Source organism: Seohaeicola nanhaiensis, from assembly GCF_042654245.1.
Taxonomy (GTDB): Bacteria; Pseudomonadota; Alphaproteobacteria; order Rhodobacterales; family Rhodobacteraceae; genus Seohaeicola_A; species Seohaeicola_A nanhaiensis.
The window spans coordinates 421,878-435,312 of record NZ_JBHSGI010000002.1; the positions used below are offsets into that span (position 1 = coordinate 421,878).

Annotated in this window: 9 protein-coding genes; 5 read left to right on the forward strand and 4 right to left on the reverse strand. The window is 60.6% G+C overall.

Going from position 1 to position 13,435, the window contains the following annotated elements:
* Positions 1 to 22: 22 nt before the first annotated feature.
* Complete coding sequence (locus ACFO5X_RS02255; RefSeq protein ID WP_380715482.1) at positions 23 to 763, reverse strand: YebC/PmpR family DNA-binding transcriptional regulator; 741 nt, start codon at positions 761 to 763, stop codon at positions 23 to 25.
* Positions 764 to 942: 179 nt separating this feature from the next.
* On the opposite strand from ACFO5X_RS02255, the gene ACFO5X_RS02260 reads away from it, so the two are divergent.
* From ACFO5X_RS02260 to ACFO5X_RS02270, 3 genes are all read left to right on the forward strand, one after another.
* Positions 943 to 2,715: an SLC13 family permease gene (locus ACFO5X_RS02260; protein WP_380715484.1), complete on the forward strand. Its 1,773-nt coding sequence runs from the start codon at positions 943 to 945 to the stop codon at positions 2,713 to 2,715.
* Between the two features lie 104 nt (positions 2,716 to 2,819).
* On the forward strand, positions 2,820 to 4,478 hold the full coding sequence (locus ACFO5X_RS02265) for an FAD-binding dehydrogenase (RefSeq protein ID WP_380715485.1): 1,659 nt from the start codon (positions 2,820 to 2,822) through the stop codon (positions 4,476 to 4,478).
* 330 nt (positions 4,479 to 4,808) lie between these two features.
* On the forward strand, positions 4,809 to 7,619 hold the full coding sequence (locus tag ACFO5X_RS02270) for a CHASE domain-containing protein (RefSeq protein ID WP_380715486.1): 2,811 nt from the start codon (positions 4,809 to 4,811) through the stop codon (positions 7,617 to 7,619).
* Positions 7,620 to 7,789: 170 nt separating this feature from the next.
* Here ACFO5X_RS02270 and efp read toward each other — a convergent pair whose 3' ends face one another.
* A complete protein-coding gene (gene efp / locus ACFO5X_RS02275) occupies positions 7,790 to 8,356 on the reverse strand; it encodes an elongation factor P (RefSeq protein ID WP_380715489.1) in 567 nt (188 codons plus the stop codon).
* Between the two features lie 99 nt (positions 8,357 to 8,455).
* On the opposite strand from efp, the gene epmA reads away from it, so the two are divergent.
* Entirely contained in the window at positions 8,456 to 9,490 is a 1,035-nt protein-coding gene (epmA, locus tag ACFO5X_RS02280; RefSeq protein ID WP_380715491.1) for an EF-P lysine aminoacylase EpmA, read from the forward strand.
* A 6-nt stretch (positions 9,491 to 9,496) separates the two neighbouring features.
* Here epmA and ACFO5X_RS02285 read toward each other — a convergent pair whose 3' ends face one another.
* Positions 9,497 to 10,273 carry an SDR family oxidoreductase gene (locus ACFO5X_RS02285; protein WP_380715492.1) on the reverse strand — a complete coding sequence of 259 codons (777 nt, stop codon included), beginning with the start codon at positions 10,271 to 10,273 and terminating at the stop codon, positions 9,497 to 9,499.
* Between the two features lie 165 nt (positions 10,274 to 10,438).
* On the opposite strand from ACFO5X_RS02285, the gene kce reads away from it, so the two are divergent.
* Complete coding sequence (gene kce / locus ACFO5X_RS02290) at positions 10,439 to 11,368, forward strand: 3,5-dioxohexanoate:acetyl-CoA acetone transferase (protein WP_380715494.1); 930 nt, start codon at positions 10,439 to 10,441, stop codon at positions 11,366 to 11,368.
* Between the two features lie 601 nt (positions 11,369 to 11,969).
* On the opposite strand, the gene ACFO5X_RS02295 is transcribed toward kce, so the two are convergent.
* A complete protein-coding gene (locus ACFO5X_RS02295; RefSeq protein WP_380715495.1) occupies positions 11,970 to 13,421 on the reverse strand; it encodes a biotin carboxylase in 1,452 nt (483 codons plus the stop codon).
* Between the last annotated feature and the right edge of the window lie 14 nt (positions 13,422 to 13,435).

A 13,435-nucleotide genomic window follows, 5' to 3' on the forward strand; every position in this document is an offset into this window, starting at 1 on the left:
AGGGGCCTGGCCCCTGCCCCGTTCAGAGCTGGGCCATCACCTCATCCGAAGCTTCAAAGTTTGCAGTGACGCGCTGAACGTCATCGTCGTCCTCCAGCGCTTCGATCAGCTTCATCAGCTTTTGCATGCCTTCGAGATCAAGCTCCGTGGTGGTCTGCGGCTTCCAGATCAGCTTGGTCGACTCCGACTCGCCCAACTGCGCCTCCAATGCATTCGAGACGTCGTTCAGATCAGTGTCGGCGCAATAGATATAGTGCCACTCTTCGTCCGTCTCGACATCCTCGGCACCCGCTTCGATGGCAGCCATCATGATGTCATCGGCACTTCCCGCAGACAAGGGATAGGTCACTTCTCCCTTCCGGTCGAACATGAAAGCGACCGATCCCGTCTCACCCAGGTTGCCGCCGTTCTTCGAGAAGGTCGAGCGCACGTTCGAAGCGGTACGGTTGCGATTGTCCGTCATCGCCTCAACCAGCACCGCGATCCCGCCGGGTCCGTAGCCCTCGTAGCGGATTTCTTCATAATCATCGCCCTCGCCGGCAATGGATTTCTTGATGGCGCGTTCGATCACGTCCTTGGGCACGGAGCTGGACTTGGCCTCCTTGACGGCCAGGCGCAAGCGCGGGTTCTTGTCGGGATCAGGATCACCCATCTTCGCAGCAACAGTGATTTCTTTGCTGAGCCGGGAGAAGAGCTTTGCGCGGATCGCATCCTGGCGTCCTTTCCGGTGCTGGATATTCGCCCATTTGGAATGGCCGGCCATGTCATCGTCTCCGCGTTCTGAAAATCTGCGTCTCTATATTGCAGCCGCCCCCCGGCCTGCAACCCCGGACCCACGCGCAGATTCGACGTCGCGCTCGGGAGCCGATACCGACCCGGAGCGTTGCATTGGGCGCCCGGATACGAAACTCTGCGGGCGGGCAGAACCAGGAAAGAGACCTCATGACAACTGACCAGATGATCCTGTTTGCGCTGTTCGCCGCTGTGTTCGCGCTGCTGTTGTGGGGTCGATTCAGATACGATCTGGTTGCATTTTCCGCCCTTATGGCGGGCGTGGTCCTGGGGGTTGTGCCATCCGATCAGGCCTTTGCTGGTTTCGGTCATCCGGCAACATTGGTGGTCGCCCTTGTTCTGGTTGTCTCGGCAGGTCTCGTCCGGTCGGGCGCGGTATTTCTGATCACCCGCACTCTTGTCGACAGCACACGCGCACTTGGCGGGCATATTGCCCTGATGGGGGGTATTGGTGCCGTTCTTTCGGCCTTTATGAACAATGTGGCGGCTTTGGCGCTGTTGATGCCGGTCGACATCCAGACCGCCCGCAAGGCCGGACGCGCGCCGGGGCTTTCTCTCATGCCCTTGAGCTTTGCGACGATCCTTGGCGGCATGGCAACCTTGATCGGCACACCACCCAACATCATCATCGCCTCCATTCGTCAGGATTACCTGGGCGAGCCATTTCGCATGTTCGACTTCCTCCCTGTGGGGGGACTCGCGGCGCTGGCCGGTCTGATCTTCGTCGCCCTGATCGGCTGGCGCCTGATCCCTGCGCGCGAGCAGGAAGCGAGCGGCGACGCAGGACTGGCACAATACATTGCGGAATTGACGGTGCCCGAGGGTTCGGAACACATCGGCAAGCGCCTCGCCGAACTCGATGAACTCGCAGAAAAAAGCGACGTGGCTATCCTTGGCCTCATCCGCGATGGAGAACGCCGTTATGGGCGCGCGTCGAACACGGAACTGGCAGCCGGCGACATACTGGTTCTGGAAGCGGCGCCCGATGCTCTGGACGAATTCCGCGCCGCGTTGGAGCTCGACTTTTCAGATGCTGCGCGACAGGAAAAGCTGAACGCCGCAGGCGAGGGCCTGGAGGTTATTGAAGTCGTCGTTCCCGAATCCGCCCGGATCGCCGGCAAGACGGCTCAAGCAATCGGTCTGACCTGGCGCAAGAGCGCCCTTTTGATGGGGATCTCGCGGCATGGGCAGCGGATCACACGGCAGATGCGTCAGACGGAAATCAAGCCCGGTGACATCCTGCTTCTGCTCTGCCCAAAGGGTCAGGGCGGCGATGTAACCGAATGGCTAGGTGTTCTGCCATTGGCCGAACGCGGTCTGGCCGTCACGGCGAACGAGAAGGTATGGCTTGCGATTGGTCTGTTCGCCGCCGCGGTGGCCGCGGCCAGCTTCGGGCTTATCTACCTTCCGGTCGCGCTGGGGATAGTCGTAATCGGATATGTTTTGACCAAGATCATGCCGATCACAGAGATATACGATCACATCGAATGGCCAGTGGTGGTGCTCCTTGGCTCGATGATCCCGCTTGGCACAGCATTGGAAAGCGCCGGCGGAACAAAACTGATCGCGGACTCTCTGGTTGGACTGACGCAGGGCATGCCGGCATGGGTTATCCTGACGATCCTGATGGTTGTGACAATGACGCTTTCGGATGTGCTCAACAACACCGCGACAGCCATCGTCGCCGCGCCGGTCGGCATTCAGATGGCGCAGTCGCTCGATGTGTCGCCCGATCCCTTCCTGATGGCCGTAGCGGTGGCAGCCTCCTCCGCCTTCCTCACGCCGATCGGCCACAAGAACAACACCCTAGTATTGGGGCCCGGAGGCTATCGCTTTGGCGACTATTGGCGGATGGGGCTGCCGCTTGAAGCTCTGGTCATCGCAGTTTCGATTCCTGCAATCCTCGTGTTCTGGCCACTCTGAGGAGCTGCGACTTTTGCGAATGCTCCTCCTGCGAAACGCCGAATGTGCGTGTTGCGCGATTGTCTGTTGCTCCATAGGCTGTTCGAAACAGCGGGGGAGCTGCCATGGCCGATGCAGATGCGATCATCGTCGGGGCCGGACTGGCCGGACTCGTCGCTGCGGCGGAACTGGGCGACCGCGGCAGGAAGGTCATCCTGCTCGAACAGGAGAACGAGAACAATCTTGGCGGTCAGGCATTCTGGAGCCTGGGCGGACTGTTCATGGTGGACACGCCCGAACAGCGGCGCATGGGCATCCAGGACAGTCAGGAACTCGCGACGCTCGACTGGATGGGATCAGCGCAATTCGACCGCCCGGAAGATGCCTGGCCGCGGCAATGGGCGGAGGCCTATCTGAACTTCGCATCAGGCGAGATGCGCTCCTGGTTGCACGCCATGGGTCTTCGGTGGTTCCCGGTCGTAGGCTGGGCCGAACGCGGTGGCACGTTCGCCACCGGACACGGCAACTCGGTGCCGCGATTTCACATCACCTGGGGCACGGGACCCGGCGTGCTGCGACCTTTCGAGCAAAGGGTTCGGGCGCATGTCGCAGCCGGACGGATAAAACTGCTTTTCCGCCATCAGGTCGACAGGATCACGATGAAGAATGGCGCGGCGACGGGGGTCTCGGGAACGCTCCTTGCGCCGAACACGGCTGCGCGCGGCCGCAGATCGAACCGGGATGCAACCGGAGAATTCGAACTGCATGGCGCGTCTGTGATCGTCACCTCGGGCGGGATCGGTGGCAACTTCGATCTTGTCCGCCAGTCTTGGCCGGTTGAGCGGCTCGGCCCGCCGCCCGAGCGCATGGTGGCTGGTGTACCTGCGCATGTCGACGGCCGTATGATCGCCATATCGGAAGCTGCCGGAGGCCACGTTATCAACCGTGACCGCATGTGGCATTATACCGAAGGCGTTGCGAACTGGGATCCGATCTGGCCGAACCACGGCATTCGCATTCTGCCGGGACCATCCTCAATGTGGTTCGACGCAACCGGCAAACGATTGCCTCCGCCCTGCCTGCCGGGCTTTGACACTTTGGGCACCCTAAAGGCTATCCTGGCGTCAGGGTATGATTACAGCTGGTTCGTGCTGACCCAGAAGATCATTAAAAAGGAATTTGCTCTCTCCGGATCCGAGCAGAACCCCGATTTCACGTCGGGGAAATGGGGCGAGGTCATCCGGTCGCGCGTTTTGTCCGGACGCCGGGCCCCCAGACCCGTCGAAGCATTCAAGGAGAATGGCGAGGATTTTGTCGTCGCCGATACCCTGGAGGAACTCGTGGCCGGAATGAACAGGGTGGCTGACAGCAACCTGATCGATGTCGCCGAAATGCGCGCCGCAATCACAGCGCGCGATGCACAGGTAGTCAATCCGTTCTCGAAGGACACGCAGATGATGGCGATCCATGCCGCTCGCAAATACCGGGGCGACCAGCTGATCAGGACCGCCAAACCGCATCGCTTTCTCGATCCTGCCAACGGTCCGCTGATTGCCGTTCGGCTGAACGTGTTGACGCGCAAAACCCTTGGCGGGCTCCAGACCGATCTGCAAGGCCGCATGGTCAGCGCGGACGGGGTCGTGGTGCCCGGGCTCTTCGCGGCTGGAGAAGTCGCGGGTTTCGGTGGCGGCGGCTATCATGGCTACAACGCGCTGGAAGGCACATTCCTGGGCGGGTGCATCTTTTCGGGCCGCAACGCTGGGCGTTCGGACATCGTCGCTTGATGGCAGTCGGCGAACCGCTAACGGGCGGGTGCCGTAGGAACCCCTATCGTGCTGCAGCTGAGGCTGGGCCCTGGGATGCCAGCGCAGTTTTCGACGAATTCCCAGCGATCACAGATGAGCAGCGTGGCGAAATCGCCAGCCTCTCCCGGCGGTGATTCTCCCTGGACTGGACAAGTTGCATCGGATGCCCCATACCGACCCCAACACGTTATCGGAGAGTTGGCAAATTCTTACAACAACTTGTGATTGCGCATCGGTTGACCTAATGACCAAAGCGCAAATGGAATTGAACGATCATTCCTCCGCAATCCGCGAGGAAGGAAACGCAACTTGATAGTTCGCGTTAAACCCTTTCGTTTCCTTCTACTTGCCATCTGCCTGAGCCTGACATTCCTGGCCACTTGGGTCGTGAAGAATATTGCGGAATCCCGCTCGATTGAAGTGTTCCAAACCTTAACCACCGACAACCTGACGGCACTGAACGAAAGGTTAAAATCCTACGCTCAAAGTCTGAATGCCATGACGGGTTTGTTTGTGGCCTCGGATCAGGTCACCAAAGAAGACGTCACGAATTACGTTTCACACATTGATCCTGAAAAGAACTTTCCGGGACTGACCGGCCTGGGACTTGTCGTGCCGGCACGTCAGAGCACCTTACCTGCGTTTCTGGACAAATTGCGCGCCGAAGGGGTCACGGAACTTGATATTCATCCTGATAGCAATGCGGATGAAAAGATGGTCGTGCAATATCTCGAACCGGCGGATGACCCTCAGGGGATGCTTGGCCTCGATATCGCATTCGATGACGATTTGCGGCAGGATGCCATCGACGCGCGGGATAGTGGGCAGACCCGCATAACAAAGACATTGCGTCTGGACGAAAAGGCTGACACGCAGCCAATTTTTCTCATGTTTCATCCGGTCTACAGGGCTTCCATGCCAACCGACACGGAAGCTCAGCGTCAGCAGGCTTTTTTCGGCTGGGTTTTCGGCCGCATCGTCGGCTCACGCCTCCTGCGCGTCCTGACGCTCTATCAGGATGATCTCTTCGAAGTCTCTGTCTTCGACGGCTCGGCAATCGATCCCGACCGCCTAATATATGGCACCCAGCGCCCAGACGGAATGCACGACGAACTCTACAGTGTGACGAAGACCGTAGATATGTTTGGTCGCGACTGGACCATACATTGGGAGAGCACTCCGAAATTCGAAGCCGCCCAGCCGTTTCGCGCGCCGTATGTCATCCTTATCGTAGGACTGGGCATAACGGGCTTGTTCGATCTGATTATTTTTCTGCTGTCGAGAAATGAAAGGAAATTCCTGACTCAGGTGCGGGAAAAGTCTAGCGCCCTCAAAACGAGCGAGGATGAATACAGGTCTGTCTTCGAGAAGGCCCATGTCGGAATTTTGACGCTGGATGCAGGTGGCGTCGTAATGCGCGCCAACGAAACGGCAGTCACCACACTGGGGCGCGATGAGGACCTGATTGTGGGCCAGGTCATCGACAGCATCCTTCCCGAACTCGATATCGCACTCAACGAAGGCAAATGCTTCAACGCGCCGGGCCCCTCAGGTGTGGAAAGAGTCCTGGACTATCGTCAAACCCAGTGGCGGACCGCCGAAGGCAAACTGCGTCGTACCATACTTTTATTGGATGTGACGGAACAGGAAAACCATCTGACAAAGATCCGGGAAACGGAAAAGCGTTGGAATCTTGCTTTGAAAGGTGCCCAGATCGGCGTTTTCGATATCGATCTGACCACCGGCAAGTCCGTGGTCTCGGACAACTGGCGCCGCCTTATGGGCGTGGAACTGGAAGACGAAGAATTCGATCCACAAACCGTTTTCATGAGCCGGGTGCATCCGGACGACCGAGAAATGCTCAGGGCTTCGGACGCGGCGTGCATAAGGGGCGAGACGGTACGGTCGTCTGCCCGCTATCGGGTCCGTTTCAACGATAATGAGTGGCGCTGGATGCAGTCCGACGCGACTGTAGTCGATTGGGACAGCGACGGCCGGGCGTTGCGCTATGTCGGCGCCCAGACGGATGTCACTGACCAGATGATCGCCCAGAACGCACTGGCGCTGAGTGAAGAGCGTTTCCGGCTGGTGTTCTTCCACGCCCCGGTCGGCAAGGCGATAGCGGTGGGACGGCATCGCTTCACGGCAGTAAACGAAGCGATGTGCAACTTCCTCGGCTACACGGAAGAAGAACTGCTGACCTCCGTTCGGCTTCGCGATGTACTGGATCGCAAGGATCTGGCGGACATATTTGCTGAAATCGACGCACGGCGAGATGCGGGCGAAAGCGCGATGCAGGCTGAGAAGCAGTTCATTCTGCGGGATGGCACCAAGAGCTGGGGCCTGATCAGCATCTCATGGACCGTGGATGAAAACCTGGGAGACCTGCTGTTCATCGTACAGATCAACGACATTTCCGAAGTCAAGGAAATGGAGCGCACCAAGAGCGAATTCGTCTCGACGATCAGCCACGAACTGCGCACACCGCTCACGTCGATCCGGGGCGCACTCGAACTGATGTCGTCGACGGAACTGGCCGATCTGCCGGACAAGCGCAAGCGGCTGCTCGACATCGCGCGGCAGAATTCCGACCGCCTGCTTCAACTGGTAAATGACGTGCTGGACCTGGAGCGTATCGAGTCCCGTCAGTTCGAATTCCAATATAGCGACGAGAGCATCGCCGAGTTGTTGGAGGAGGGCTGCGAAATCAATATGCCGATGGCGCAGAAGCTGCGTCAGACGCTGGTCATTGAGCAGGCCGATCCCGACACCTTTGTGAATGTCGATCGCAACCGGTTCGGGCAGGTTCTTTCAAATCTGATTTCGAACGCCTGCAAGTTCTCCGAACCAGACAATGTCGTTCGGCTCTCTGCTGTCGAGGAAGGCGCTTTCGTCAAGGTTTCCGTCACCAACCGCGGCGCCGGCATACCCGACTCGTTCCGTCAGCGGGTATTCCAGCCGTTCTCGCAAGCCGATGGCACCGATACCCGCAAGGTCGGAGGCACGGGCCTTGGGCTCAACATCGCGAAGCAGATCGTGGAGCGGATGGGCGGTCAGATCGGCTTTGCCTCGGTCGTCAACCAAGAGACCACATTCTGGTTCACCTGCCCTCGCGCCTAGGATCAAGTTGGCAATCCGAATGCGCATCGGCAATTAGACCAAGATCAGTCGCAGACCCTCGGCACCAGCGCCTTTATCCCGAAGGCACTAGGCCAGCGAGGTCTTGGACCGACCGGACAGGTCAGGAGCGTGATGGGCCGACAGGATGGGCCGGCCCTAGATTCCTGTTTCTACGACTTGGCCCGCTCGACATAGGTGTTGTCAGCGGTGTTGATGACGATCTTGGTGCCGACGTCGATATGCGGCGGCACCATCACGCGCACGCCGATCGTAGTCATCGCCGGCTTGTAACTGGATGAAGCCGTCTGCCCTTTGACCACGGGCTCGGTCTCGGAGATTTCGACCACCATCTTCTGCGGCAATTCGAGGGCAATGGGGGCACCCTCGAACGTCTGGAGAAAGACCTTCATGCCAGGTTCGAGATAGGCCGCCGCGTCGCCCACCACGTCGGGCGTGGCCGCGACCTGGTCGAAGGTCTCGGGATTCATGAAGTGATAGCCTTCGCCATCGTCATACAGGAAATCCCATTCGCGTTCGTCCACCGTGGCCTTTTCGACCTGCTCCGTGGTTTTCCAGCGTTCCGTGGTCTTCACACCGTCGGAAATGCGACGCATATCGACCGAGGTCGTGGGCGTGCCTTTGCCGGGATGGAAGTTCTCGGCCTTCAGAACGACGTAGAGCTTGCCGTCCATCTCGACGACATTCCCTTTGCGAAGGGAGGAAGCAATGACTTTCACGGCGTATTCCTTGTGGTTGATCGCGCGGCGGCCTATGCGCCTTCTCGGACCCGGCCCTAGCCGAAGTCTGCACAAGAATCCAGAGACGAGGTGAAAGTGATGACTCCGACGCGCTGGTGGAGCCCGGGCCGACACGCCGACCGCCGCCCGATCCTGCTCGCCCGCAACCGCGCGCAGGCGGCAATTCGCGCGTATCTGAGCGATCAAGATTTCACCGAGGTCGATCCGGCGGCTCTTGCGATGAGCCCCGGGAACGAAGCACATCTTCACGCCTTTTCCACTCAGGCCATTGGCAACGATGGGGTGCCGCACAGGATGTACCTGCACACTTCGCCCGAGTTCGCCATGAAGAAGCTGTTGGCCGCGGGCGAAACACGCATCGCGGCCTTTGCCCACGTCTGGCGCAACCGCGAGCGCGGGTCGCGCCACAGCCCAGAATTTACGATGCTCGAATGGTATCGGGCAAATGAGGAATATACCGTTCTGATGGACGACGTGGCGGCAATGATCCAACTGGCCTGCCAGGCCGCCGGAACAAATGTGCTGCGCTTCGGCGAAGTGGCCTGCGATCCTTTCAAGCCATTCGAACGACTTTCGGTTGCCGAGGCCTTTGCCCGTCACGCTCGGATTGATTTGCTCGCCACCGCTGGCAAGGCGACCGCCGATCGCGACGCTCTTGCCACCCAAGCCAGCGCCGCCGGCGTGCGGACCGCAGCGGACGACAGCTGGTCGGACATCTTCTCGCGCATCCTGGCGGAACGGGTGGAGCCACATCTGGGATACGGGCGGCTGACCATTCTGGACCGCTATCCCGCCGTCGAGGCGGCCCTGGCCCGTGCCTGCACCGACGACCCGCGCGAGGCCGAGCGGTTTGAGGTCTATGGCTGCGGAGTCGAACTGGCCAACGGTTTCGGCGAATTGACGGACCCAGTGGAACAGCGCCGCCGGTTCGAGGCCGAGATGGATGAAAAAGCCCGTATCTACGGCGAACGCTATCCGATCGACGAGGATTTCCTCGCGGCGCTGGAGCTGATGCCCCCGGCCTCAGGCATTGCGCTGGGCTTCGACCGATTGATCATGCTGGCCACAGCCGCGCCGCACATCGACGATGTGCGCTGGACGCCCGCACCCTGACCTTGGTCAGCTGAGCGCTTCCAGATCGCCACAGATGCTGATGGCCTGCCCCGAAATCGTGCTGGCATGGCGCGATGCGAGATAGACCGCCATGTCGGCCAGTTCGCTGGTTGGCACGAGCTTCTTGATCGAGGCATGGGCCATGGACTCGGCCTGCTGCTGTTCGGCCGAAATCCCCCTGGCCGCTGCCTTGCTGGCAAAGACACTCTGGATTCGCTCGCCATCGACGAGGCCTGGCAGCAGGGCATTCACGCGAATCCCATGGCCGCCCAGTTCCTTGGCCAGAGACTTGGTAAAACCGACCACCGCCCATTTCGAGGCTGCGTAGGGCGTACGCAAAGCAAACCCGAGCCGGCCTGCCGCGGAGGAGAGGTTCAGGATGCTGCCATTTTCACTTTTGCGCAGATGCTCGACGGCCAGGCGGGTCAGGTTGAACTGGCCGGTGATGTTGACCGCCAGCGTCCGGTCCCATTCCGCCGGATCGATGGCCTCCACGGGACCGGTGGGTCCGGCAATGCCCGCATTGTTGATCAGGCAGTCGATACCACCCAGACTGGCCACACAGGCTGCTATCCAGCCGGTGGCAGAGCCGCGGTCGGCCACGTCGCAGGGCGCGGAGCCCAGCGCCGGGTCGCTTGTGGCCAGTTTCCCCAAGGCGGACGGATTTGCGTCACCGATGAAGACCGACGCCCCTTCCTGCGCGAACCGGCGGGCCATCTCCAGCCCGATGCCTGATCCGGCTCCCGAGATCGCCACACGCAGTCCCTCCAGTCCCATGTCCATGTCGTCCTCCCGAACTCTTCTTCCGTCCGCATATCACGATCCGGCCGGTGTGGACCATCTCCGCGATCGGTTCCCCTCCTTCGGGATGACCCTTCCCAGCGGCGCGACAGTCCGCCAAGGTGGCTGCGCCGGTTTAACGAGCCGGCGGGTATGGGAGAGAACATCATGGCCGCGAGAAAAGTCATCGTCACCTGCGCCGTCACCGGGGCGATTCACACCCCGTCCATGTCGCCGCATATTCCGATCACCGCGCAGGAGATCGCGGATGCGGCCATAGGGGCGGCCGAGGCGGGGGCGGCCATCGTGCACCTGCACGCGCGCGATCCGAAGGACGGGCGGCCGGATCAGTCGCCCGAGCTGTTCGAACCCTTCCTGCGCACGATCAAACAGCGGTCGGACTGCGTGGTGAACATTACCACCGGCGGCGCGCCGACGATGACGGTGGAGGAACGTATCCGGCCCGTGGTGACGTTCCAGCCCGAGGTCGCCTCGCTGAACATGGGGAGCATGAACTTCGGGCTCTACCCGATGCTCGGGCGTTTCAAGGATTTCAAGCACGAGTGGGAGCGTCCCTATCTGGCCGAGTCCGATGACCGCATCTTCAAGAACACCTTCAAGGATATCGCAGGTATCCTGACCCGCTGTGCCGAGCAGGGCACGCGGTTCGAGATCGAGTGCTACGATATCGGCCATCTCTATACGCTGGCGCATTTCGTGGACCGCGGGCTGGTGAAGCCACCGTTCTTCGTGCAGTCGGTCTTCGGCATCCTGGGCGGGATCGGCGGGCATCCGGAGGATGTGATGCACATGAAACGGACGGCGGACCGGCTGTTCGGCGAGGACTATCGCTGGTCGGTCCTGGGGGCCGGGAAGAACCAGATGGCGATTGCGGCGAGTGCGGCGGCGATGGGGGGAAACGTGCGGGTCGGGCTGGAGGATTCGCTCTGGATCGGGCCGGGCCGGCTGGCCGAGTCAAATGCCCAGCAGGTGACGAAGGTGCGCACCATCATCGAGCAGCTGGGGCTGGAGATCGCGACTCCGGCCGAGGCGCGGGAGATACTGGACCTGAAGGGCGCGGACCGCACGAACTTCTGAGAGGGGCGGCCGGCCAGGGAGACCCCGGGAGGGGAGATTTGGCCCGGTTCTGGCCGGGCCAAACAGGTGTCCTAGCTAGGACGGGGGGTCAAGATTTTGATTTTAATGTATTTTTCGAGAGTGACGTTCTGGGACGGGTTTTTCGGGATGGTCCGGCAGGGGGGAAGCGGCGGCGGGGGCGGAGGATATTCAGGTCAGCGTGATACGTTGTTGCGCCTTTTTGCGAAAGATTTTTCGATACTCACAAAATCGGCTTTCTCCATGATTTGATCGGGGTAGCAAAACAGGCCAGTACCCGGCAGCGTGTGGGCTCGACTTGAGAGGTCCCAGGCAACTCATCGTGCCGGGTATTCCGGCGGATATTAGGCGGTGACGTTGGCGAGGCGACGTAGGCGCTACCGGCTGGTCGGCCCCTGCCCGGCGGTGGCTTCGCCATTTTGACTCGAGGCACGGCGGGAGGTCGGGGAGGAGCGGTGCGTGCGGAGCACGCACCCTACCGAAAGGGTGTGGTGGGCAGATTGCCCACCCTACGAGGGGTGAACCCAGCCCTGCAGCCCCCTCCCCCTGCCCCCTCCCCCGAGGGGAGGGGGATGGAAGGCGGTTACATGATCTTGAAGGCCGGGTCGCTCAGCGCGGTGGCGCTGGGGAGGGGCCTTGCGGAATAGGCGGACTTGATGCCCTCGATCCACTGTTTCGACTTGGAGGTCAGCTGGAAGCCGCCCGTCATCGAGCGGCCCCGCGTGACCAGGATGCCGAGGTCGGCGCCCTCATAGCGGTAGTCGCCCACGTTGGAGATGCGCAGGAAGAAGGCCTCGTCCTCGTTCTCGACCGCGCGGCGGTGATAGTCGAAGCGGTCATAGACCACGCGGCCATCGGGCATCATGCGGTAGATGCCGGACTGCGGCGCGTGGGTGATTATGTCGACGTTGTCGTCGGTGTGCTTGATCACCATTTGCGACCAGCTGTCGATCATGTCGGGGTCGGCCCAGCGGGCGTTCAGCTCCTCCACGTTCAGCTTGAAGGGTTTCTTGGAGAATTCCAGCAGGTGGAAGAGGAAGAGCGGCGCGTCGGCATGGGCGAAGGCGGCGTGGTTGGTCATCGAGCTGGCGCCGGTGATGCGCGGGTTAAGCTCGCCCAGCCAGATGTCGCCGTTCTTCTTCTCGATCAGGAAGTCGAGTTCGAAATAGCCGCGGTAGCCTTCCTTGCGCAGCTGTTCGCCGAAGCGGAAGGTGAGTTCGCGGGCCTTCTGGCGGGTCTTGGGGGGGAAGGCAGTCGAGAAGATCTCGTTGCCGCACCAGCCGCCGCGATAGGGCGTCAGTTCCTTGAAGCCGACGAGTTCGGTCATCAGCGGGCCGACGATGGTGCCTTCGGAGGTGCAGCAGGCCTCGATGGCGGAGCCGCGGCAGTCGATGCGCTTCATGATCTTGATCTCGCCCTGGCCGACGATCTCGTGCTCGTGCTTGCGGAAGTCGGACTCGGACTTGATGAAGAAGGTGGTGTGGCCTGAATCGCCGAAGGCCGATTGCAGGACGAGGTCGTTGCCGATGCCGGCCTTTTTGGTGAGTTCCTGGAGGTGCTTGTAGTCCTTGACCTCGGAGAGGGTGTTGGGGACCGAGGGCACCTTGGCCTTGTTGCCGACGCGGACGGTTTCGATCTTGTTGTCCATCGACTGGCGCAGCTTGGCCTTGGGGAACCAGACCTCGCCGCCGAGTTCCTTGACCAGCTTCTCGGTCTTCTCGTCGAACATGAGGAAGACGAATTTCGGCTTGCCGCCGCGTTTCTTGACGTAGTCGATGACCTCCTTGTGCTGGAGGAGGTAATTGTTGATGTCCTCGATCGACTGGAATTCGTCGTGGGGCAGTTCTGAGGGGCAGAGCACGTTGGGGTGGCGGCCGTCGAAGCAATCCATGTAGCAGATGTATTTGAAGTTCTTCACCCACTCGTCGAGGCCGAGCAGGTTGAAATTGGTCGCCGAGACGAAATAGATCGGATCCTTGTTGGTGTGGAAGAACCGGCGGATTTCCGAGATGTTGTTCAATACCTTCTTGGCCATGATGTGTTCCTTTT